Annotated in this window: 18 protein-coding genes; 8 read left to right on the plus strand and 10 right to left on the minus strand. The window is 69.2% G+C overall.

All coding sequences use genetic code 11. The annotated features are described in order from the left end of the window. Positions 1-429: 429 nt before the first annotated feature. The 3 genes from DYI95_RS09195 (at position 430) to DYI95_RS09205 (ending at position 4562) form a co-directional block, all read left to right on the plus strand. Positions 430-1212: a TetR/AcrR family transcriptional regulator gene (locus DYI95_RS09195; protein ID WP_116900092.1), complete on the plus strand. Its 783-nt coding sequence runs from the start codon at positions 430-432 to the stop codon at positions 1210-1212. After that, positions 1209-2837, plus strand: coding sequence for an acyl-CoA dehydrogenase family protein (locus tag DYI95_RS09200; RefSeq protein ID WP_116900091.1), 1629 nt, complete (start codon positions 1209-1211; stop codon positions 2835-2837). Before DYI95_RS09195 ends, DYI95_RS09200 begins: the two co-directional genes overlap by 4 nt. Positions 2838-2957: 120 nt before the next feature. Continuing rightward, positions 2958-4562, plus strand: coding sequence for an AMP-binding protein (locus tag DYI95_RS09205; protein WP_116900090.1), 1605 nt, complete (start codon positions 2958-2960; stop codon positions 4560-4562). Positions 4563-4675: 113 nt separating this feature from the next. Here the strand turns inward: DYI95_RS09205 and DYI95_RS09210 are convergent, their stop codons facing one another. Then, a complete protein-coding gene (locus DYI95_RS09210) occupies positions 4676-5281 on the minus strand; it encodes a right-handed parallel beta-helix repeat-containing protein (protein WP_158556024.1) in 606 nt (201 codons plus the stop codon). Continuing rightward, positions 5254-6204 carry a plastocyanin/azurin family copper-binding protein gene (locus DYI95_RS09215; RefSeq protein ID WP_164581354.1) on the minus strand — a complete coding sequence of 317 codons (951 nt, stop codon included), beginning with the start codon at positions 6202-6204 and terminating at the stop codon, positions 5254-5256. Before DYI95_RS09215 ends, DYI95_RS09210 begins: the two co-directional genes overlap by 28 nt. A 274-nt stretch (positions 6205-6478) precedes the next feature. On the opposite strand from DYI95_RS09215, the gene DYI95_RS09220 reads away from it, so the two are divergent. Continuing rightward, positions 6479-7213, plus strand: coding sequence for a gamma-glutamyl-gamma-aminobutyrate hydrolase family protein (locus DYI95_RS09220; RefSeq protein ID WP_116900087.1), 735 nt, complete (start codon positions 6479-6481; stop codon positions 7211-7213). Positions 7214-7235: 22 nt separating this feature from the next. On the opposite strand, the gene DYI95_RS09225 is transcribed toward DYI95_RS09220, so the two are convergent. From DYI95_RS09225 to DYI95_RS09240, 4 genes are all read right to left on the minus strand, one after another. Continuing rightward, positions 7236-7679, minus strand: coding sequence for an RDD family protein (locus DYI95_RS09225; RefSeq protein ID WP_116900086.1), 444 nt, complete (start codon positions 7677-7679; stop codon positions 7236-7238). A 136-nt stretch (positions 7680-7815) separates the two neighbouring features. Further along, positions 7816-9126: a Ger(x)C family spore germination C-terminal domain-containing protein gene (locus DYI95_RS09230; RefSeq protein WP_243149977.1), complete on the minus strand. Its 1311-nt coding sequence runs from the start codon at positions 9124-9126 to the stop codon at positions 7816-7818. Continuing rightward, the gene (locus tag DYI95_RS09235; protein WP_116900149.1) at positions 9126-10364 is read right to left on the minus strand and encodes a GerAB/ArcD/ProY family transporter; all 1239 of its coding nucleotides are present in this window, start codon (positions 10362-10364) and stop codon (positions 9126-9128) included. The genes DYI95_RS09230 and DYI95_RS09235 overlap by 1 nt, the downstream gene beginning before the upstream one ends. 264 nt (positions 10365-10628) lie before the next feature. Beyond that, complete coding sequence (locus DYI95_RS09240) at positions 10629-12509, minus strand: spore germination protein (protein ID WP_116900084.1); 1881 nt, start codon at positions 12507-12509, stop codon at positions 10629-10631. A 173-nt stretch (positions 12510-12682) separates the two neighbouring features. On the opposite strand from DYI95_RS09240, the gene DYI95_RS09245 reads away from it, so the two are divergent. Then, complete coding sequence (locus DYI95_RS09245) at positions 12683-13150, plus strand: universal stress protein (protein WP_116900083.1); 468 nt, start codon at positions 12683-12685, stop codon at positions 13148-13150. 163 nt (positions 13151-13313) lie between these two features. On the opposite strand, the gene DYI95_RS09250 is transcribed toward DYI95_RS09245, so the two are convergent. The 4 genes from DYI95_RS09250 to DYI95_RS09265 form a co-directional block, all read right to left on the minus strand. Beyond that, entirely contained in the window at positions 13314-14687 is a 1374-nt protein-coding gene (locus DYI95_RS09250) for a short-chain fatty acid transporter (protein WP_116900082.1), read from the minus strand. Positions 14688-14824: 137 nt separating this feature from the next. Beyond that, positions 14825-15367, minus strand: a complete 543-nt coding sequence (locus tag DYI95_RS09255) for a beta-eliminating lyase-related protein (protein WP_305849859.1) — start codon at positions 15365-15367, stop codon at positions 14825-14827. Between the two features lie 531 nt (positions 15368-15898). After that, complete coding sequence (locus tag DYI95_RS09260) at positions 15899-16255, minus strand: nuclear transport factor 2 family protein (protein WP_116900081.1); 357 nt, start codon at positions 16253-16255, stop codon at positions 15899-15901. 126 nt (positions 16256-16381) lie between these two features. Then, positions 16382-18169, minus strand: coding sequence for a DUF262 domain-containing protein (locus DYI95_RS09265; RefSeq protein WP_116900080.1), 1788 nt, complete (start codon positions 18167-18169; stop codon positions 16382-16384). Positions 18170-18494: 325 nt separating this feature from the next. Here DYI95_RS09265 and DYI95_RS09270 point away from each other — a divergent pair, with 325 nt between their 5' ends. The 3 genes from DYI95_RS09270 to DYI95_RS09280 all read left to right on the plus strand — a co-directional run bounded on the left by DYI95_RS09270 (position 18495) and on the right by DYI95_RS09280 (position 21844). Further along, positions 18495-19313: an SDR family oxidoreductase gene (locus tag DYI95_RS09270; protein WP_116900079.1), complete on the plus strand. Its 819-nt coding sequence runs from the start codon at positions 18495-18497 to the stop codon at positions 19311-19313. A gap of 130 nt (positions 19314-19443) precedes the next feature. After that, entirely contained in the window at positions 19444-20073 is a 630-nt protein-coding gene (gene msrA / locus DYI95_RS09275) for a peptide-methionine (S)-S-oxide reductase MsrA (protein ID WP_203530630.1), read from the plus strand. Between the two features lie 67 nt (positions 20074-20140). Further along, entirely contained in the window at positions 20141-21844 is a 1704-nt protein-coding gene (locus DYI95_RS09280; protein WP_116900078.1) for a long-chain-fatty-acid--CoA ligase, read from the plus strand. Positions 21845-21868: the final 24 nt, after the last annotated feature.

Below are 21868 nucleotides of genomic sequence, written 5' to 3' on the forward strand. Positions count from 1 at the left end.
TCGCACCCCGGCCCCCACCGTCGACAAGCCGAGCAGGTCACAGTACAGCCCCATCACGCAAATGGCCGCGACGAGAAGTCATCCCGGCCGCCGCCGCACCAAGCCAAGGAGCGACGACACCACCATCGCGACCACGGCGACGAGGCCCAAGGTCAACCGGACGGTGACCGCGCAAAGGTCGACGGGTCCCTTCAATGTCGGGTCCGGTAGCTCCCGCCAAGTTTCACCGCTGCCGGCCCGGATGGGGACGGGCCGGTGTGGGCACGGCCAGTAGGCCCGGTGTTGGAGAAGGATGCGGACCAAAATCCGGCGTAGATAAGTTAGTAATCACTCAACCAGTATCCCGTTAACCGCGACATCCCGTTACCCGGCGATGGTTCGTGCCAACCCCGGGTCTCCGGGCGTCCCAGGCGAGGAGGTGGGCTCGCGATGTGCCCGCGACGAGCGAAGGTCAAGCGGTCCGAACAGATCCTGCGCACGGCCAAGGCCGTGTTCGCCCGGTCCAACTTCCGGTCCAGCACCACGTCGGCCATCGCGGCCGAGGCCGGCGTCTCGGAGCCGCTGATCTACCGCTATTACCCGTCGAAGAAGCAGCTCTTCCTGGCGGTACTTGATGACGTCACCCGGAGGATCCTGCAGCGCTGGGACGCCATCCGCCGGTCCGAGCCGTCGAGCCTGGCCTGCCTCCGGCGGATCGGGCAGGACTACCTGGATCTGGTCGACCGGAACAGCGAGGACCTGAAGGTCTTCTTCAAGGCCGTCTCCGAGGACAACGACCCGGAAATCCGCCACTTCTTGGCGGAGAGTTACCGCAAGTACGCCCGGTACCTGGAAGACGTCGCTCGGCGGGGACAGCAGCAGGGCGAGATTCGCGGCGATGTCCCGTCCCGGATCATCGCCTGGCAGATGATGAGCCTGGGCGCCGCCTTCAACCTGTTCGCCGCACTGGGACTGTCGGAATGGACCAGGGCGGACCGCGAGGCCCAACTGCTGGCATTCCTCGAGCGCATCCGTGAGGCAAGCCCGCCCGCCGGAGCGCCGGGCGGCAGGGACGACGGGGAGGCTGCGCACGGCGAGGCGCTGGCCCGTTCGCCTGCCAGGTCGCCCGCAGGCGCTTCGGACCGCGCGGCGACCGGCTCCGCCGGGAACTCGGGGCGAAGTGCGGGGGTCCGGCCGGTCACCCCGCCGGATCGAGGGGGGCAGGAAGCGTGAGATACCAGTCCTACGCCTACGGGCAGAACCACTGGGAGCTCGACCCGGACCTGCGCCACGTGCTGGCGCACTACTGGCCGGGCTTCACCGCCCACGAGGACGAGCTTCGCCGCTTCGGCGCCCTGGCGGGCAAGGAGGTCTACGAGGTCGCCTACCACGTGGACCATGACGCCCCGCCGGTGCTGGTCATGCACGACCTGGACGGCCACCGGGTGGACCGGGTGCGCCTCTCACCCGCCCAGGAGGCGTTACTCCGGGAACTTGCCCCGATGAACCGTCCCCCCTATGAGGGCGGGAGCTGGCACCACCACTACGCCTTGGGCTACTTGGTCGCCGATCCCGGGATCTACTGCATCCTGACCATCACCAACCAGACGGCCTACATCATCCACAAGTACGCAGCGGAGTTCAGCGAGTGGAAGGACAAGCTCCTCCGCGGCGAGTTCTGGGGCGCCACCTGGATGACCGAGGTCCAGGGCGGCAGCAACCTGGGCGCCAACACCCTCCAGGCCACCCGCGATGGCGACGCCTGGCGGCTCGACGGCGAGAAGTACTTCTGCAGCGGCGCCGGCCTGACCGACGTGGCCGTCGTCACCGCCCGCCCGGAGGGCGCGCCCGCCGGGCCCAAGGGACTGGCCCTGTTCCTGGTTCCTCGGATGAACCGGGCCGGCCGGCTGAACTTCCACGTCCGCCGGCTCAAGGACAAGAGCGCCACCCGGGCCGTCCCCTCGGGCGAGGTGGATTTCCGCGGCAGCGAGGCCTTCCTGGTGGGCGAGGCGGAGCAGGGGATCTACTACACCCTTGAGGTGCTGACGGTCTCCCGGCTGGCCAACGCCATCGCCGGCATGGGCATCGCCCGCAAGGCGCACCTGGAGGTGCTGGAGCGGGTGCGGCGCCGCCGGTCCTTCGGCCGCCAGCTCGTCGATCACCCGCTGATCCGCCGGGACCTGACCGACATGGCCGTGCGCATCGCCGGCGGCCTGATGTTGGGCTTCCACGCCGCCGACCGCTTCGAGAAGGCCCGGGACGAGCGGCCGCCTTACACGGCTCGCTACCACTACGCCCGGTTCCTCTCCCACCTGGCCAAGAATCGCACCGCCGACCACGCCGCCGAGGTGACGCGGCTGGCCATGGAGCTCTTCGGCGGGCTCGGGTTCCTGGAGGAGTACGCCGTGGCCCGCTGGCACCGCGAGGCGCTGATCACGCCCATCTGGGAGGGGCCGAGCAACATCCAGGCCCTCGACCTGCTGGAGGCCATGCACAAGAAGCGGGCCCACGAGGCGTTCCTGGCCGAGTTCATCCCCATGTTGGAAGAACCCGGCACGCCCGAGGCCCGGGCCGCCCGGGAGGTCCTGGAGGAGACCCTGGCCCGGCTGGCCGAGTTGGCGGCGAGCCGTCCTGCGGAAGCCCAGTGGTACGCCAAGGATGCCGCCGCCCGGCTGGCCGACGCCGCCCAGGTGGGCCTGCTGTACAGGCTGGCCGAGACCGCGGGCGAGCGTTACGCCCACCTCGCCTCCTTGTACGCGCGCCGGTTCCTCCTGGGTGAGGAGTATCCGGCCTGGGCGCTGGAGAAGCCGGAGGTGTGGTCGGCAGGTGTGACGGCCGGGTCCCGGGGGCTGGCATGAGCCGCGGCCCGCGAGGACGAGATGTCCAGGAGGGCGGTTTGCGCAGGAGGGCGGTTTGCGCCGGCCGGTCCGCCGGCGGTCACCTGTTATCACCGACCGCGCCGAGAGGGGGAGCGTCTGGTGCGCGAGCTGGTCGTCCACGAGGTGTTGCAGAGCGCGCTGCACAACGGGCCGAAGGCCGAGATCGTCTACGGGGAGCGGCGGCTTACCTACGAGCAGTTCTACGAACGGGTGCTACGGCTGGCCCACAGCCTGAAGAAGCGGGGTGTGGGTCGGGGCACCGTGCTGGGGGTCCTGGACGTCAACAGCCACCGGTACCTGGAGCTGCACTACGCCAGCTCCATGCTGGGGGCCGTGTTGCACACGGTGAACTTCCGCCTGCCGCCCGACGACCTGCTCTACGGCATCCGCCACGCGGGCGTGGAGTGGATGTTCGTCTGGGAGGGGTTCCGGGAGCCGCTGGCCGAGGCGCGGCCCCTTTTCCGGAACTGGGTTTGGCTGACCGAGGGCGACGCCTCGCCCGAGCAGGGTACGCCCACCCATGAGGAGCTTGTCCAGGGCGGCCGGCCGGAGGTTCCGGATGAAGCGGCGCGGGTGCGCGAGACCGACCCGTATTCGATCTTCTACACCACCGGCACCACGGGCCGGCCCAAGGGGATGCTCTACCGGCACCGGGACATCCTCCTGGCCTCCCTGGGAATCTTGCCCCACTTGGCCATCCATCCCACCGGGGCGGCGGCTGGCAGCCGCGACGTGTATATGCCGTGCATCCCCTTCTTCCATATCCACGGCTGGGGGACCGCCCTGTTCGTCCCCTACCTGGGCGCCAAGCTGGTCCTGCCGGGCAAGGCCACGCCCGCCGAACAGCTGCGCTTGATCCTGGACGAACAGGTCACCTGGTCCAACATGGTGCCGACCCAGGTCCACATGCTGCTGGAGGCGGCGGACCAGGCCGGTGTCCGCGAGCTCAGCGGATACAAGATCCTCACCGGCGGCAGCCCGGTGCCCGCGGGCTTGGCCCGGCGGGCCCGGGAGCGGGGCATCGCCTACAGCGTGATCTACGGCGGATCCGATCAACTGGCGGCCACCATCTCGGTGGTGCCCCGGGGCATCGCGCCGGGGACGCCCGAGGCCTGGGAGGCGCTGCGGACGAACATGCTGCCGCTGGCCATGGTCGAGATCCGGCTGGAGGACGAGGACGGCAACCCCGTGTCCGCCGACGGCAAGAGCATCGGCGAGGTGCTGGTGCGCTCTCCCTGGCTGCCCGACGGCTACTACAAGGACCCCGAGCGGAGCCGCGGGGTCTATGAAGGCGGCTGGTTCCGCAGCGGCGACTTGGGTGTGATGAACCCCGATGGCACCCTCTACGTGGTTGACCGGAAGAAGGATGCCGTCAAGAGCGGCGGGGAGTGGATCGCCACCGGCGTGCTGGAGGCGCTGATCTCCGAGCATCCCGACGTGGCGGTGGTGGCCGTCATCGCCCAGCCCGACGAGCGCTGGGGCGAACGGCCGCTGGCCGTGGTGCAGCCCCGCCGGGAGCTCTCCGGCGATGACGCCCGGGCTTGCCTGGAAGCGGCGCTCCGGAGCCATCTGGCGGCGGCGGTGGAACAGGGCCGGCTCGCCCGCTTCTGGATCCCCGACCGGTTCGTCTTCGCCGAGCAGCTGCCGCTGACCAGCGCGGGGAAGATCAACAAGGCGGCACTGCGGCGGGAGCTGGCAGGTTAGGGCGACCCGCCGCCCGGCCTGCCCCGCGGGGGCCGAGGTACCCGTTTCCCGTTACCGTACCCGGGCCCGGGCCGTCGCGCCCCCGGCCAGGACCCGCAGTCCTTGCCGGGTGCTCACGACCGCGCTCCCGCCGCCCGGCTCAGCCCGCGGCCCCACCGCGCCGACACCCAGTAGGCGAACCCTCCCACCAGGGGCAGCACCACGGCCGCCGCCACCCAGGCGACCCGGGCCCAGGGCCGCAACCTGCGCCGCCCGGTGTCCCGGCCCGTCCAGACCACCAGGGCCAGGTCGGCCACAGGGGGCAGGATCATCATCACCAGGTATCCGGCCGCCCCGGCCAGGTCGGCGGCCAGGAGCCGGCCTGCCGGGTTGTGGTTGCTGTAGATCAGGTTGTTGACGATCCGCGTCCCGTCCTGGGGGGCCAGCTTCTCCGAGTCCAGGGTGTTGGGAACGATGCCCGACATGTTGTACCGCCAGACGGAGTTCATGATGGTCAGGTTGCCGCCGGTGTTGGTCCCCGAGTAGCCGAGGGCGTTGTACTCGGCCACCACCTGGGTGATCACGGCGTGGCACGGCTTGCACTGGCCGATGTAAAAGCCCGAGTCGGGGCTGCCCGAGGCGTAGGAGTGGTCGAACTGGCCGTAGACCGAATCGTAGGCGTAGATGCCGTAATCCCCGTTGTTGTAAGCCGTCAGGTACGAGCCGCGGTAGCCGAGCACGCCCGTCCAGTAGAAGCCGTTGAGCAGGTGGTTGCGGCGGTCATGTTCTCGACGACCACGTCGTCGGCGCCCAGGACCTTGATCCCGTTGGCCCGCTTGAACTCCCCGTCGATGATCACCCGGTTGCGGTCCAGGCCGCGGAGGGTCAGGTGGGGCTTGGTCACCACCACCTCCTCCCGGTACACGCCCGGCCCCACCAGGATCAGATCGCCGGGTTCGGCGGCGTCAACGGCCGCCTGGATGGTCGGGTAATCCTCCGGCACCCGCAGGGTGTGGTAGGGTCCCACCGGTCGCGGCGGCGGCGCCGGGGGCAGGGGTTCTTCGCCCGAGCCCTGGCCTCCCGTCGATCCTGGAGCTCCGCTCGCCCCGCCGCCCGGCGTGCCGGGCGCCGCCCCACCCCTGGTGCCGGGTTCTTCCACGATGACGGCGCCCGCCATCCCGATGCCGCCGGGGGCCCCGTGGTAGACGCAGTAGTAATCGTACCGGCCGGGCCGGTCAAACCGGACGCGGTACACATCGCCGGGCATGAGGTGCCCCGAGTCCCAGGAGCCGTCGTCGGCGGTGACCGTGTGGGGGTTGCGCCCGGTCATCTTCCAGACCACCGTGGTGCCGGGAACCACGCGGACCACGGCGTCGCGGAAGAAGTCGTCGCCCCCTTCGACGTACACCTCGGGCCCCCCAGAGGGGGTGGATGGCTGCCCCGATGCGGCCTCCGCCCTTCCGGAGGCTAGGACGCCCCTGGCCTCGCCCCCGGTGCCCGCGCTCCCCGCTGCCACCGCGACCACGAGGGCAACCAGGACAAGCACCCTTGCCGGCCGCCGGCAACGCCGGCCCGCCTGTGCCCTGACCAGGGCCGGCCCCGCGGCCGGCACCCCGGCCGGCTCCACGGCCGGCCCGTCATCACCGGTCTTGCCTTCCCGCATGAGGCTTCCCTCCCGCAGCATCACCCCGCCGGCATCCCCCGGGACCGGCGGCGCCGCTGGCGCCGTGGCGGCTTGCGGGACCCCCGGTAGCCCGGTCCCCCCGAGCCGGCCCGGAACGGCGCCCGGCTGATCCCGCTGCCCCGGCTATTCGACCTGCCGGGTACCGGTTCTTGCTTCCGGAAACGTTCAGTCCCCGCAAGATCTGCGGGAGGAACCGGCCCACCTCCTGCGAACAGGACATCAGCCAGATCCTTGCGCCTGCGGAGGGATTGCCGTGGCCCGTCCCCGCATCGGCCTGACCTCGTCCGGTTCGGACGCCCTGGGCCGCCCGTCCGTCCCGAGGGCTTACCTGACGGCCGTCGCCCTGGCGGGCGGCGAACCGGTGGTGCTGGATGCCCTTGATCCCACCGCGCCCCCACCCGAGGAGGTCCTCAACGGGGTGGACGGCATCATTCTGGTGGGCGGTGGCGATGTCGACCCGGCCTACTACGGTGCGGACCTCCACCGGGAAACCCAGCCCGTGGCCCCGGCCCGGGACGCTTTCGAACTGGCCCTCGTGCAGCTGGCCATCCAGCGCCGCGTACCCCTGCTGGGCATCTGCCGCGGCGCCCAGGTGATGAACGTCGCCCTGGGCGGGGACCTGATTCAGCACATCCCCGAGTGCTATGGGGAGACCGTTCCGCACTCCCCCGCCAACCCGGCCGGACCACGGGCGCTGCATCCGGTCCGGGTGGTGGCCGGTTCCCGCCTCCACCAGATCCTGGAGAAGGAGGTCGTTGAGGTCCGGTCCCGGCATCACCAGGCGGCGAACCGCCCCGCCCCCGGCCTGCGCGTGGTAGCCACCGCGGACGACGGCGTGGTCGAAGCCGTGGAGTGGGAAGATCCCGCCCACCCCCTGGCCATCGGCGTCCAGTGGCATCCCGAGGACGGCATCGAGGACAACCCCGTGCAACAGCGGCTGTTCCAGGCGCTGGTGGCGGCAGCCCGGAAAAAGGGCAGCAAGGAATAGGAAATTGGGCAGAAGAACGGCCTTACGAGGAAATCCCCACGGGCCCGGCGGCCTGGACAGCGGGCGGATCCGTCGTCACATAGGTACCGGCGATGAGATCGTGCAGGGAGCGCTTGTCTTCCCGGGCCGCCACCAGGATTGCGCTGACGATCAGGCCGGCCCCCAGGGTGACGAAGTACACAAGCCCTCCCACCACCGAGCGCAGGAACATGGTGCCGATGCCCACAGGGGCACCGTTGAGCCGTACGATTCGTATTCCCACGATGCGCTTGCCGACCGTGTACCCGTGCCAGACCACCGGAACCACCAGCGCGTAGAGGACGTTGGCCAGCGACGTGAACCAGTTGGCATCCGCGGTGTCGGTGACCAGATAACCCAGGAAGGTGATGGGTCCGCCGACCACGACCCCGTCCAGCAGGCTGGCGGCAAACCGTTTCCAAAAGCCGGCCGGATTTTTCACGGCCATGGTGCCTCTCCTCCCCCCGCGCGGCCTTGCCGCGCCCCGTTCATTCCCCTGGGCATTGTATTCTCGGGTATTCGCGCCACAGGCCTTCCTCCCTGCGCCGGGGGCATCTTGTGCTTTCGCGCTGCCCCGTGGGCCGTCAGGGTGCCGACACCGTGAGGTCGTAACTCCGCAGGTGGAACTTCACCCGCACGGCGGGCCTCAACTGGCGCAGCTCGCGGCGCCACCCGGCCTGCAGGGCGCGCCACGCTGCGGGATCCTGCCGGTACAGGGCCGTCCCAAAGCCGGCGGGATCGGCGCCCAGGGCGGCGGCCTGCTCCAGGGCCGCCCGAATCTGCCGTTGCGCCTGCCGGGCCACCGCCCGCCGAACCGCCATGGCCCGGGTCCGGTCGACGCGGCCGCCGGGGCATTGCCACTCCAGCAGGGTTCCCTCCAGCTTGACCTCGACGGCCACCCGGGGCGGCGGGCCTGTTTCCACCACCTGGATGCGGGCTTCATTGCGGTCGATCCGCAAGGACACCACCGGCTGCACCGGCACATCCTGCGCTTCCCCGCCCGCGCCGCCCTGCGTCTCGCCGCCCGCGCTACCGCTGGCACTGCCTTGACCATCCGTTGCCTGACCGCTCGTCTCCGGGCCGGCCGTTCCTTGAGAACCCCCACCCTCACCGGCGGCCTCAGGACAGGGAACGGCCAGGGTAAAGGGGTGGGCCTCACCCCGGGCCATGAGCAGCCCCTCGTCGAGGGGCGGGGGGAGAAAGCCCACCAGCCGGTCCCGGGCGAACAGGGCCAGGCCCGCCGGCACCGGGTTGATGGTATCCCGGGTGCGGCCGGTGGCCACCACCGGCAGGAAGGGGTCGATGCCCGGCGTATCAAGCCAGCGCAGCACGGTGTTGCCGTCCACCACCCGGATGGTTCCTGGCCTGTTCTTCCGGCCCAGGGCATCGAAGGAACGGGCCAGGGAGCGATCCAGGGCGGGTTGCAACAACTCCAGCAAGCTGCCCGCCTCGCCCCGCACCACGTAAAGGGACGCCTTGCGCTCCACCCGGTAACTGCGGGAGATCATCTCCAGCAGGGGCCGTAGGCCCGACCGGGCGGCCGGCTCCCCGATGAGGATGTGGTCGGTAAAGGACCAGCGGACCTCCCGCGGCACGCTGCGGTCCAGGGACTCGGCGGCCATGCGCGGGGTCTGGCCGGGCGCCGACCGGAACAGCGTGTTGCGACTCATGCCCGGCCCTCCTGCGCCGCCCCCTCCCACCGACGCCGGCAGGACCAGCTCGGGCACGGGGATCGCCACCGTCCAGAGGTAGCGTCCTGCAGGGTTCCGGTCCAGGGCGGCCACCGTAATGAAGGCCAGGTCGTTGACCTCGTTGTAGCCCCAGCATCCACCCAGCGTCAGGGCACTCAGAATCAGGACGAACCCGGCCCGCCAGCGGCCCCCGCGGCTCATCATCACGGCATCCGCCCCCCGGCAGGCTCCCTGCCGGCGGCGGCGGCGCGTCCGGCTTCGGGAGCCTCGTCGCCCTGGGGTGCCGGGCCGGAACCCGGACGGTGCCGCCCGGCGGGCATACCCTCCGGTGCCTGTCCCAGGGATCGTTCCTCCGCCCTTCCCGCCGCCCGTCCCGCCCGGGCGGGCAGCAGGCCGGCCACCAGCCCCGCCACCAGCCCGGCCATCCCCACCAGGGGCCAGACCCGGGTAAATTGCCAGTCCCAGCGCTCGCTGTCGGGAAAGAGGATGGCCGCCACGGCGACCGCTGCCAGGGTCATCAGCCCGTGGACCGGTCCCTGCCACCGCTCGGTGAGCCCCAGGCCCGCTCGTGCCGTCACCCCCGCCGCGTAGACGAAGAGGGCCAGCTTCAGGGCGATGCCCAGCAGCCATGCTGAAATCGTGAACACCTCCGGACGGGACATCACGGGCACGGGCCGGGCCAGCCGAGCCAGAATGAAGGTGGGGGCCACCGCCCGGGCCGTTTCCCCCGGCCCCAGCACGACGATGCCGGCCAGCGCCACACCGGCCAGCAGCACCACCATGCCCGCCGCGGCAAGCATCAGAGGCCGCAGAACACCATGGCGGGAGGACAGCCCGTCGGCAAAATAGGTCAGGATCAGGGTCTCGGCCGTGGCCGCCACCATCACCGGCAACCCTCCCAGCAACGGGCGCGCTCCCCCTTCCAGCAGCGGCAAGAGCTGGGCCCACTCCGCATTGCCCGGAAGGAGAATGAGCAGGTTCGTCGCCAGGGCCAGCACCATCACCGGCAGAACCAGCAGCCCCAGCCGGGCCAGGGTTTCTCGCCCGTACGCCACCAGGACCCACGTGGTCAGGGCCATGGTGGCATGAAAAGCCCACACCGGCGTCTCCGGGAAGACCACCACCGTGAGCAGCACCGTTTCGCCCAGAATGCCGCCGGCATGGTAGGTCGCATACGCCACCAGCACAGGGAGGACCAGCCACCGCATGAGCGGGTGAAACCGCAGGCGGTCAAGGGGCGTAAGCCCCGGGCGGAAGTAGAAGGCGTACCACGCCCCGACCACCAGGGCCACCACGGGGGTGCTGGCCAGCACGGCGAGCCAGGCGTCGCGGCCGGCGACGGCCGCCAGCGACCGCGGCAGGAAGAAGACCAGGGTGGCCAGCACCACCACGATCAGCAGGACCGCGATGGAGGCGGGATCAACCTGGTCACGGCGCGGCACGGCCGGTTCCTCCCCGCCGCCCCGCATACCCTGCACCTGCCCGAGGCCCGTCCTGGCCTTGCCTTCCCTGTGGCTCCGCACGGCTCCCTGGTGCCCACGGCCGGGCACGGTCTGGCCGTCCCCGCCCCTCTACATGGGCACCCCGTTCCCCTGGCCCGGCGAAACCTGGCCATTCCTTGCGCCGTGCCCGGCCTGTTCCTCCCCGCCGCCTGCCGCGGGCTCCTGCATCCCTTTGCGCGCCGTCCAAGCCTCGCCCCCGCCTCCTCACTGACCTGCGCCGGCGCCCGTGCCCTCGCGCCCGATCAGGGGCGGCTTGCCCCGCATCATCGCCCAGGGAGCGCGGACCAGGGCATCCTCCCAGCCCTGGGGACGATACGGAGCGTATGGCGTGAGGTAGGGCACTCCCACTGAACGCAGGGACACCATATGGGCCAGCACGATGAGGAAGGCCGTGACCAGCCCGTACATGCCCAGCACGGTCGCCACCCCCAGGAACACGTAGTGCAGAACGCGGAAGGGAATAGCCGCGCCGAAGGTGGGCAGGGCGAAGGCGGCCATGGCGCTGACCCCGATGAGGATCAGGGTCGGAGCGGTGACGATGCCCGCCCGCACCGCCGTATCCCCGATGACCAGGCCGCCGACGATGGTCAGGGCTCCGCCGACCTGGCGGGGGAGACGGGTCGTCGCCTCGCGCAGGATGTCAAAGACGAAGCTCAGCCCGGCGGCCTCCAGGGCCGTGGGTAAGGGCAGGGCTTCGCGGGACGCCGCCAGGGAAAAGAGGAACTCCCGGGGGATCAGCTCCTGGTTGTAGGTCGTCACGGCCACGTAGAGCGGGAGCCCCACGGTCATCAGCAGGACGGCGAAGAACCGGACCATGCGCAGGATGCCGGCGAAAGGCCAGCGCAGGTAGTAGTCGTCGGGCGACTGGAGCAGGTCCCAGAACTGCAGGGGCACCACCACGGCGAAGGGTGTGCCGTCCAGCAGGACCGCGACCCGCCCCTCCATCAGCCCCGCCGCCACCACGTCGGGCCGCTCCGTCAACCGCGCCTGGGGGAAGAGGGAGAGGGGGCGGTCCTGCAGCAGCGCCTCGACCTGTTCTTCCGAGAACAGCATGTCCCAGGGCGCCGCCTCCAGGCGCCGCCGCACCTGAGCCACGGTGCCGGGATCGGCCCGCCCCGCCACGTAGACCACGGCCGCCCGGGTGCGGCTCAGGCGGCCCGTCTCCAGCTCTTCGATGCGCAGGTAGGGTGTGCGCAGCCGCCGGCGCAGGGCCGCGGTGTTCACCCGCAGGACCTCGACAAAGGACTCCCGCGGGCCGCCGATGGTCCCTTCCGTGGCCGGGTCGTCCACACCGCGGTGCTCGAACTCCCGGACGTCCACGAGCCACGCGGTGCCCGCCCCGCCTGCCCGCTGTCCGTCCGGGGTGGCCCCGCGGCCCGCGCGGAACGCCCCCTGTCCCGCGGCACCGGCCGCTGGTGCGCCCCCGGAATCCGCAACGGCTGGGGGTCCACCCGCAGCGTCGACGGCAATCAGGGCACACCCTTCCAGAAGCCCGTCGACCGCCTGCGCCAGGCGGGTCACGGGACGAACCCGGCCGCCGGGCAACAGGCCGCGGTCCAGCCACCGGGCCACCTGGGGCGCGGTGGCCGGCAGGCGTTCCAGCAGCGGCCGGAGGATGAACTGGTTGAGGAGGGTGTCCCCCACCAGGCCGTCCACGTACATGACCAGCAGCTCCGCGCCCCCCGGGCGCCGGAGGGGTACGGCCACCAGGTCGGCGGCGTGGCCCAGGGCATCCCGCACCAGCGACTCCAGGGACCGTACCTCCGCCGGCACAGGTTCTTCCAGCGCCAGATCGGCGACCCAGCGGTCCATCCGGCCCAGGAAGTCTTCCAGGTGCTCGCGCAACCGGGTGGCGGGGGTTTCCGCCAGGGGCGGCCGGCCCCCCAGAGGCGTGGTCGACCAGGCCGGCAGCCGGGCGTGGAGGCGATCCAGCCGCCCGGCGGCGCCTTCAAGCCCGGCCTCAGGGTGGACGGGCTGCCGGGCGGGCGCCCCGGCCGGCGGCTGCACGCCGGCCCGTGTTTGCCCCCCCGCGGGCCGGGCACCGCCCCCCAGCCCTCGCCCCACCCACCGCACTCTGCGGCTCACGCGCCCACCTCCTCCCGCCCTTCTCACCTGGATAAGGTCACCGCCAGAACCGGCACCTATGCCGCCCCAGGGCCGCGCCGCTCCGGCCCTTCCCTCAGGTTTCCGTCACGGGGCACTCAGCAGGAACTCAGGTGGCTTGTTGACGATGAAGTTGCAAGAAGGAGGTGGGTGCAATGATTCAGCGGATCCTGATTGCAGCCGACGGTCCTGCCGACGCCCTCCGCCTCAGCCGGGCCGTCCGGGAGCTGTTCCCCCAGGGCGGGGGCGCCACGGCTACCATCCTGCAGGTCCTGCCGCCGCCGGTTCCACCCGCGTTGTCCAGCCCGCTGGTGCCGCCCCTGACGGCCGGTGACGACGTCCTGGTCCTTGGGGAGGCCAACGCCCGGCGGGATCTGGCACCGGCCCGGGACGAACTGGCCTCCGCCGGCTTCCAGGCCGAGGTCGACGTGGCCACGGGCGCCGCTGGCGAGGAGATCTGCCGTTATGCGCGGGCCGGCAACTACCAGCTCATCGTCGTGGGCCGGCGAGGCCTGGGACGGCTGCAGGAGGTCCTGCTGGGCAGCGTCAGCGAGTACGTCCTGCGCCACACCCGCCTGCCCGTGCTGGTGATCCAGCAGGAGCATCCGGCGAGGAACGGATGAAGGATCCCGGCAAGACGCCCCCGGCCGTCCGCGGCCCGAGGGCCGGGCGACCGGGGGCGTCGCGCTTGGGATGCCCTGGTGGGGTACTCACGGTCTGTGCGCAAGTAAGGGCGGGCCCGAAGGTCCTAGCCCCACGCCGCGCAGGTGGGGCGAGGGCAGACCGTCAGGGCAGGAAGACCAGCCCCAGGGCCATGACGGCGAAGGCCACCATCATGACCACCGCGGTGTAGCCCAGGATCTGGCCGGCCCGCAGCCCGGTCATGCCGAGCAGCGGCAGCGCCCAGAAGGGCTGGATCATGTTGGTCAGCTCGTCTCCGAAGGCCACCGCCATGACCGCCTTGCCCAGGTCCAGGTGGAGTGCTTGGGCGGCCTGGATCACGATGGGCCCCTGCACCGCCCACTGCCCCCCGCCCGACGGCACCGCCAGGTTGACCAGGCACGCGCTGACGAAAGTCCAGAAGGGGAAGGTGACAGGCGTCGAGATGGCCACGAACCAGTTGGCGATGATGGCCACCAGTCCCGACCCCGTCATGATGCCCATGATGCCCGCGTAGAAGGGGAACTGCAGGATGACCCCGCTGGCCGACCGCACCCCGTCGGCGATGGCCTGGGCGTAGCGGATGGGGGTTCCGTGCAGCAGCATGCCCAGGATCAGGAAAATGAAGACCACCATGTTGATGTCCAGGGCCGCAATCCCCTTCTGGACGAAGGCACTGGTGATGTAGACCACGCCCGCCAGGACGATGAGCCCCGTCAGGATGCGGCTGCGCTCGAGGCGCTCCGCCGGGGTGATCTCCACGCCCGGGCCTCCCGCGCCGGGCGCCAGGGGCGGCTCGGCCGTCGCAGCGGTCCCCTCCCCGGACGCACCGGCCAGCGCTGCCGGGATCTCCACCACTTCGCCACCCGCAGGGTGCATGCGGGCCATGATCCACGGCGAGAGGAAGAGCAGCACCAGCGCCACGACGACGTTGAAGGGCCGGAACAGGGTCTCCGTCAACGGAAGGAGCCCCATCTGCTTCTCCAGGAAGTGGCCCGGCGTGTTCACCGTCAGCGGGGCCGAGCCGGACAGGCCGCCGTGCCAGATCATCAGGCCGATGTACCCTGCCGCCACCAGCAAGGGGAAGTGCACCTTGATCCCCCGCCGCGAGCAGGACCGCCCCACCTCGATGGCCAGCAAGGCCCCGGCCACCAGGCTGAGCCCGTAATTGATCAGACCCAGCAGGCCGGTCATGAAGGCCACCAGGGCCACCGCCTGGCCGGCCGACCGGGGCCAGTCCGCCAGGCGCTGCAGGCCCCTGCGCACGCTTGGCGTGTTCGCCAGGGCGTACCCGGTGACCAGGATGAGCGTCATCTGCATGCCGAAGGCCAGCAGGTTCCAGAAGCCGCCGTACCAGTCCAGCACCAGCTGGTAGGGGCCGTGGTCGGTGAAGACCAGGCCCATCACGTAGACCACCAGCGTCAGCAGGATGGCAAAGATGAAGGAGTCCGGAAGGTAGCGGCGGGTGAACCGGCTGAGCGCCTCACCGATTCGCTGCAATCGTCCCACCCCCAGCTGGGAAGGAAGATGAGCCCACCGGCATCCCACAGCGCGAATGCCATTGCGATTCGGCTCGAATTCGCGGCATTCCTGCCTGCAGGCCGGCCGTCACGCCGCCCTGCGCACCGCGGCCGGGCTCATCCCGCCTCGCTCCAGTCAAACCGGGCGGTAAAATGGCGCAGTGCGGACGGTTCGTCCACGAACCGCACGCCGCGCACCTGCTCCCGCCGCCGGAAGACCCGCGCCACCACCTCCGCCACATCCTCCAGGTGGCGGTGGGTGTAGACCCGGCGAGGTGCGGCCAGCCGGTAGAACTCGAAGGGGGACGGGAGCTGCTGGCCCGTCGCCGGGTCCCGGCCCATCATCAGCGAGCCCACCTCCACACCCCGCACTCCACCCTCCAGGTAGGCTTCCAGCGCCAGGGCGTGGCCGGGGAACCGCTCCGGCGGGATGTGGGGGAGGAACTGCCGGGCGTCGACGAACACCGCATGGCCGCCGGTGGGCCACTGCACCGGAACCCCGGCCTCCCGCAGCAGCCGCCCCAGGTACTCCACCTGGCCCACCCGGCCCACCCGGTACGCCAGGTAGGCCGGGTCCAGCGCCTCCCACAGCCCCACGGCCAGGGCCTCCATGTCACGCCCCGCCATGCCGCCATAGGTGAGAAAGCCCTCGTAGGGCACCAGGCGCGCCGCCGCCCGGCGGTACAGATCCTCGTCCTTGAAGGCAGCCCGCCAATGTTGACGAGCCCGTCCTTCTTGGCGCTCATCAACATTCCGTCGCCCAGGGCGAACATCTCCCGAACAGGTTGAGCCCGGCCCGGCGAAGGGCTGCCTCCCGCTCCGGCCGGGAAATCAAACGTATGGCCTCGACCATCTTGATCCAGAAGGGTTCACCCCGGGGGATGAAGTCTGCCGCCGGGGACGGCTTCGGATTCGAGTCCGCCGAGTCCCTCACTGACCCGCCTCCTTAATTGCCGTCTGAGGAGGTGGCTGTCCACGGTCTGCCCTCCTGCCCGTGCCGGCGGTTCGGTGTCTCGTGCATGGGGTTCGACGCGAAACCTGCGCTGCCGACGACGGGCATGCCAACGATCGGCATGCCAACGATCGAGGAACGAACGGTTCAAGTGCGTACGAGGCGGCGCCGCAGCAGGGGCCATGGCAGTGCCAGGACCGTAGTGCGCTCACCGCGGTGCCATCGCCCGCCGCACGGTCCTACACGAAGCGGTCCATGAAGTAGCTGTAACGGCGCCAGATCAAGCCGTCGCGAAAATGATGAAAGTCGGCAAACCGTACGGTCACCGCTTCCCCCGTCTTCAGGACACCCCGGAACACGCCCCGGACCGCCACCTGCTCGCCCTCAACCAGGATGGCATCCAGCTGGTGCCGGCCTTCCTGAATGACCCGCTCCCCCTCGTAGAACCGGCGCAGGGCGTCAATCCCCTCAATGGGGTCCCGCCCGCCCCGCTCGTAGCGGACCTCCGGGTGGAACAGCGCCAGCAAGCCCTCAAGATCACCGGCGTCAACCCGCTGGTAGTAGCTTGCCACCACATCCCGCAAGCGCTCGCTCATTGCAACCCCTCCTCCCCGCTGCGCATCCCCCAGCAACTGGCCCACTGCACTCGCGGCAAGGCTCATGGCTGGCATCCGATGCGACGCATTAGCCTGTCCGTTGACGGCACCCCCGTCCTCGCGACCCTACAGTTGCTCATACCACCGCTTGATCCGAAGGGCCATGAGGCGCCGCCGCTCGGCCAGGAAGGAATCATAATCCGGTACGTTGCCTTCCAGCACGGACAGCGGAATGCAGTTTTCCTCCAGGTTCTTCTTCAAGACCTGCGGGTCCGTAATACCTCCATACTTCTTGGGACCACCGTTAACCTGATCCTTGAAGTAGACATGGGGTGGGGTGTCGCCAATGGCGATGTTGATCTCACTTTGGGTGACCACAAAGTTAGCAATCTGGTTGTAGCGACCACGGCTCAGACCAAGCTGCTGAAGGTACTTCCTTGGGAAGACATGATGGTGGTCGCCCTGATTGAGGAGAAGATCCCGAACCGTAATGTTGGTTGAGAGGAATCCCCTGTCGCCAAGAGACACCTGGGCTGCTTTAAAGGCAACAAAATACGGGCTTTGGACTGAAGACGTTTCCATCAGTTGCGGGAGAAGATTGGTCCAGAAACTATCAGAAAGCTCACTGGTTAGGACAGCTTCCGTGTAACGGGCGATGCCGTGACTCTCTATCTGCCGAATATCGAGGTCAAAGACCGTTTCCGGGTGGGTTGTATACCGGCCCGTCAGGATAGACATGGCATACCATCGGCGGACAATGCGCTCCAGTTCATCCGCAGCCATCCCTTCTGATCGGCCGCGTAGATATAGGATGTATGCAAAGTTCACTGCGTTATGGCTGGTAATCAATCTACTTGTAATAAAGCCCGCCGAGCGGAGGATCATCATGAATCGCTTAAAGTGGGTCTCGTTGATAAAAGCGTGAATACCATCTTTGAGCCTAGCAAACGAATTTTCGACAATGGCTTCCTCATATTGTCGAGTCTCGAAGTTCCGCCCCGACAGGAGCGCGACCAGGTCCTGCAACCTTCCCCGTCCAAATTGGGATGTGAATGCGACCCGCAGCATATCCGTGTAATCCGGGTCATAGAGGTCATCATTGAAATCCTTGAGCCACCTCATTTTGGGCCAAAATTCCGTTCGAGTGAACTCAACGTCATTTTTTTCAATTTGAACGTAAAACTCAGGATCCCGAGCCAGGTGGCAAAAGTAGTCGATGGCCTTCCGCAGAAGGTGTCCGCCGTAGGTTTCGTTCACAGCAATTTTGGACATCGCGAAGTCAGCCTGAGATAGTTCGACGCCGGCCGAGTTGACACGGATGAAGATCTCGGTCACGGTCTCAATGTCCAGTTCCTCCGCCAGCTCAATGAGGCCGATGTGGTTGTTAACGATCTTTTTGAACCGTTCCAGGATCCGGCCTATCTGCTTGCGATCAATATCCGGATTCTTGACCACATAGTCGTCAACGAAGTCTCCCAGATAGGCATCCGGCGCAAAGAGGCGACTGATGTCGTCGATCCAGGCGGGGTCTCTGGTAATGGCGGAATTTCGGACCTCGAATCGCTCTTCCTTGGGGTTGAAGGCGATTTGGATCCGTTTCCGCGCATAGTTCTCGTCCAGTACCTCCTCACCCAGAAGGGCGGCGCGGAGTGCCGTCACCCGCTGCTGGCCGTCAATCAGGATCCGCTTCCCCGCCGAGAGGGTGCCGTCCTTTAACCGGACGCTGGGATTTCGCCAGGCGATGAGGTAGCCCACGGGATAGCCCCTGTAGAGAGAATCCAGAAAGTCGCGGACCTTGGTCGCATTCCAGACAAAGGGCCGCTGGATCTCGGGAATAGCGATTTCTCCCGACTTGACCCAGGCCAGAAGCGTTTCGATGGGGTGGGGAGTCACCGAATACCGTTGCGTGGACATAGGAGGTCCTCCCTGGACAGACTGGCCTAATCGCCCTGGGCGTCTACTGCCTCCCGGGTGGATTCCCCACCCGCCGCCTGAGTCCTCCGGCGGGGCATGCATCTACCCCCACCCGCGGCTACAAGAAGCCCCCGCCCGGACGGGCGGCGGCTTGCCAACGGTCCGGAATAGCCAGGCCGGTTCGTCCCACGCGTAGCGAGCCGTCTCCTCCAGCCGACGCAGGAACTCTCGCATGAAGCTTGCCAGAGAGGGTGTCAGGCAGGACCCTCTGTTCGCGGCTTCATGGGAGAATAGGACCCAAAGGCGAGCGGGAGGGAACGATCCCATGGCAGTTGACGTTTCGCCCCAGCCCACACCCCGGGGACCCGGTATGTCCGCCGCCCCCGGACGGCCCGTTGCGCTTCTGACCGGCGCCTCATCGGGCATGGGGTTTGCGGTGGCCCGGCGCCTGGCCGGGGAAGGGTACATCCTCATCCTCTCCAGCCGGCGGCCCGAGCCCGCGGCCCAGCGCTTGCAGGCGGAGGGGGCCACGGTCCTGCCCGTAACCGGCGACCTTGCCCTGCCGGAGACGGCCGAACGCCTGGCGGCGGCGGCCGGCGAGCTGGGGCGGCTGGATGCTCTCCTTCTCAACACGCCAGGCCCGGCCGTGCGGCCCTTTGTGCAGCTGACCGATGACGACTGGGACGGGGCTTTCCGGCTACTGGTTCAGGGGCCCCTGCGCCTTTTGCGCCGCGTGGTGCCCCTCTTCGAGCGCAGCGGCGGAGGCCGGGTGGTGGCCATCACCTCCTTCACCGTCAAGCAGCCCGGGCCCGGCAGCAGCCTGTCCAACGCCCTGCGGGCCTGCCTGGTCAACGCCCTGAAGACCGCCGCCCTTGAGCTGGCACCGTCCGGCATCCTGATCAACATGGTGGCCCCGGGCTACACCTTGACCGAAAGCCTGCGGGAATGGAACGCGGCCCACGCCGCCCGCCAGGGCATCACGCCGGACCAGGTGGCCGCCGAGGCCGCCGCTCGCATTCCGCTCCGGCGCCTGGCCCGGCCGGAAGAAATCGCCGAGGTGGTGGCCTTTCTCCTCTCACCGCGCAACAGCTACATCACCGGCCAGCAGGTTGGCGCCGACGGCGGCCTGGTGGTCGCCCTATAGGTCGCGAGGTTGATGGCGACCATGGCGGAGCCCTCTGCAGCTGCCCGGTGCCCCTTGAAGCTGCTAGGGGCGCTTGAAGCCGCTGAACGCGTTTGAATCTACTGGGGCCCTTGATTGGAGGTGGATACCGGTGAACGAAAGGCACGATCCCGCCGGGAGGACGGGCTCGACAACGCCCCAGGACGGGGCTCGGGAAGACCACCGGCCGGGAACCCGGCACCTGGAGACGGCCACCCTGGGAGGCGGCTGCTTCTGGTGTCTTGAACCCATCTTCGAAGAGCTGGAGGGCGTGGTGCGGGTCGAACCCGGCTACGCCGGCGGCCACGTCCCCAACCCCACCTACGAGCAGGTCTGCAGCGGTACCACGGGCCATGCCGAAGTGGTCCAGGTGACCTTTGACCCGCAGGTCATCTCCTACCGGGATCTCCTGGAGGTGTTCTTTTCCGTTCACGATCCCACCACCCCCAACCGCCAGGGCCACGACGTGGGTCCCCAGTACCGGTCCATCATCCTGTACCACTCGCCAGAACAGAAGGCTACGGCCGAGGCGGTGATCCGGGGGCTGGAGGCCAGCGGCCGGTGGCAGGATCCCATTGTCACCCAGGTGGTGCCCTTTGAGGCGTTCTACCCGGCCGAGGACTACCACCGCCGGGTCTACCGCAAGAACCCGAACTACCCCTACTGCCAGGTGGTGATCGACCCCAAGGTGCAAAAGTTCCGCAAGGCGTTCGCCCGGCGCCTGAAGGCGGCCGGTTCGTAGTCGCGGCAGGAGTTATCCCCTTCCCGCCGAATGCCCCTTTCCAACACCTTTGTGGGGGTGACCGTCCATGGGGGGGACGGCGTCACGGGTGCGGGAGGGGGACGCTCCGTCCGTTGACCTCGCCCTGAACCTCATCCAGCGGGTCTGCGCTGGCGACATCCTGACCCGCACGGCCCAGCGGTATCCCAGCAAGACGGCCATCGTCGACATTCATGGCGGGCGGACCCTGACCTACGCCGAGCTGAACCGGTACGCCAACCGGGTGGGCCGGGCCTTGCTCGGCCTGGGCCTGGGGCACCAGGACAAGGTAGCCATCATGGCCCGCAACACCTGGCAGTTCGTGGTGACCTACTTCGCCTGCGCCAAAGCGGGCCTGATCGCCATGCCCGTCAACCTGGGCCTGCGGCCCGAGGAAATCGGCTACGTCCTGCACGACGCCGGGGCCCGGGTGGTGGTGGCCGAGGGGATCTTCCGGACGGCCCTGGAAGCCGCGGCAAGCCGCCTGCCCGCCATCCAGCGGGTCTACCTGACGGAGGTCGACCCGGCCACCGAGTTCACGGCCGGCCATGTCCAGTTCCTGGCCTTCGACCGCCTGCTGGCCGGACCGCCGGCACCGGCCAGCTCCCCCGGCGGTGGGCCACCGGGCGGGGGCGGCCCCCGGGCCGGCCTTGACCCGGACGATGCGGAGCTGGAGGTTTTCATCGCCGACCGGGACACGGTGCAGTGCCTTTACACCTCCGGCACCACCTCCCTGCCCAAGGGCGTGCTGACCAGCCACCTGGCCGTCACCATCACCGCCCTCGCGTCGGCGGTGGCGAACAAGTCCGATCCCGACGACGTCCTCCTCCTGGTGCTGCCCATCTTCCACTGCGCCGCCCTCAACGCCCTGTTGCTGCCGGCCCTGCTGGTGGGCGCCACGGCCGTGTTCCTCCGCAAGTACGACGTCCGGGACGTGATGGACGCCCTCGAGCGGCACCGCGTGACCCACGTGCTCCTTTTGCCCATGATGTGGCAGGAACTGCTGCAGCAGCCGGGCGTGCGGGAGCGGGACTTCTCCTCCGTGCGCCGCTGCCTCTATGCCATGGCGCCCATGGCGCCCGAGCGCATCGCCGAGATCCAGGCCCTCTTCCCCAACGCCGACGTGGTGCTGGGGTCCGGCCAGACGGAGTTCACCCCGCCCACGGTCTTCCAGCGCCCCCACCACCAGCACACCAAGCCCGCCTCCTGGGGCCTGCCCACGGTGATGACCGACGTGCGCATCATGGACGACCAGGGCCGGCTCCTTCCCCGGGGCCAGGTGGGGGAGATCGTCTACCGCGGGCCCCAGTGCATGACGGCATACTGGAACAACCCCGAGGCCACCGCCGAAGCCTTCCGCCACGGCTGGTTCCACAGCGGCGACGTGGGCTGGATGGATGAGGAAGGGGTCGTGTGGTTCACGGACCGCAAGAAGGACATGGTCAAGACCGGCGGCGAGAACGTGGCGTCCATCGAGGTCGAACGGGCCCTTCTGGCCCACCCGGCGGTGGCCGAGTGCGCCGTGGTCGGGCTGCCCCACGACCGCTGGGGCGAGGCGGTGACCGCCTTCGTCCTCCTGAAGCCCGGTAGCCAGGCCACCGAGGAGGAGTTGATCGCCCACTGCCGGGAACGGCTGGCGGGGTTCAAGGTGCCCAAGCGGGTGGTCTTTGCCACCGAGTTCCCGCGGACGGGTACCGGCAAGATCCAGAAGCACGTGCTGCGCCAGCAGCACCGAGACCTCTATCAGGGCTAGGGGCTCGCCGGCCGCTCCCCGGCG

The organism is Thermaerobacter sp. PB12/4term (assembly GCF_003403315.2).
GTDB lineage: Bacteria > Bacillota > Sulfobacillia > Thermaerobacterales > Thermaerobacteraceae > Thermaerobacter.

Bases quoted from the DNA above. Each gene is read 5' to 3' on its own strand.
- DYI95_RS09195 (WP_116900092.1), top strand. From the start codon at position 430: ATGTGCCCGCGACGAGCGAAGGTCAAGCGGTCCGAACAGATCCTGCGC.
- DYI95_RS09215 (WP_164581354.1), bottom strand. From the start codon at position 6,204: ATGCGGGAAGGCAAGACCGGTGATGACGGGCCGGCCGTGGAGCCGGCC.
- DYI95_RS09225 (WP_116900086.1), bottom strand. From the start codon at position 7,679: ATGGCCGTGAAAAATCCGGCCGGCTTTTGGAAACGGTTTGCCGCCAGC.
- DYI95_RS09230 (WP_243149977.1), bottom strand. From the start codon at position 9,126: ATGATGAGCCGCGGGGGCCGCTGGCGGGCCGGGTTCGTCCTGATTCTG.
- DYI95_RS09245 (WP_116900083.1), top strand. From the start codon at position 12,683: ATGATTCAGCGGATCCTGATTGCAGCCGACGGTCCTGCCGACGCCCTC.
- DYI95_RS09260 (WP_116900081.1), bottom strand. From the start codon at position 16,255: ATGAGCGAGCGCTTGCGGGATGTGGTGGCAAGCTACTACCAGCGGGTT.
- DYI95_RS09265 (WP_116900080.1), bottom strand. From the start codon at position 18,169: ATGTCCACGCAACGGTATTCGGTGACTCCCCACCCCATCGAAACGCTT.
- DYI95_RS09270 (WP_116900079.1), top strand. From the start codon at position 18,495: ATGGCAGTTGACGTTTCGCCCCAGCCCACACCCCGGGGACCCGGTATG.
- DYI95_RS09280 (WP_116900078.1), top strand. From the start codon at position 20,141: ATGGGGGGGACGGCGTCACGGGTGCGGGAGGGGGACGCTCCGTCCGTT.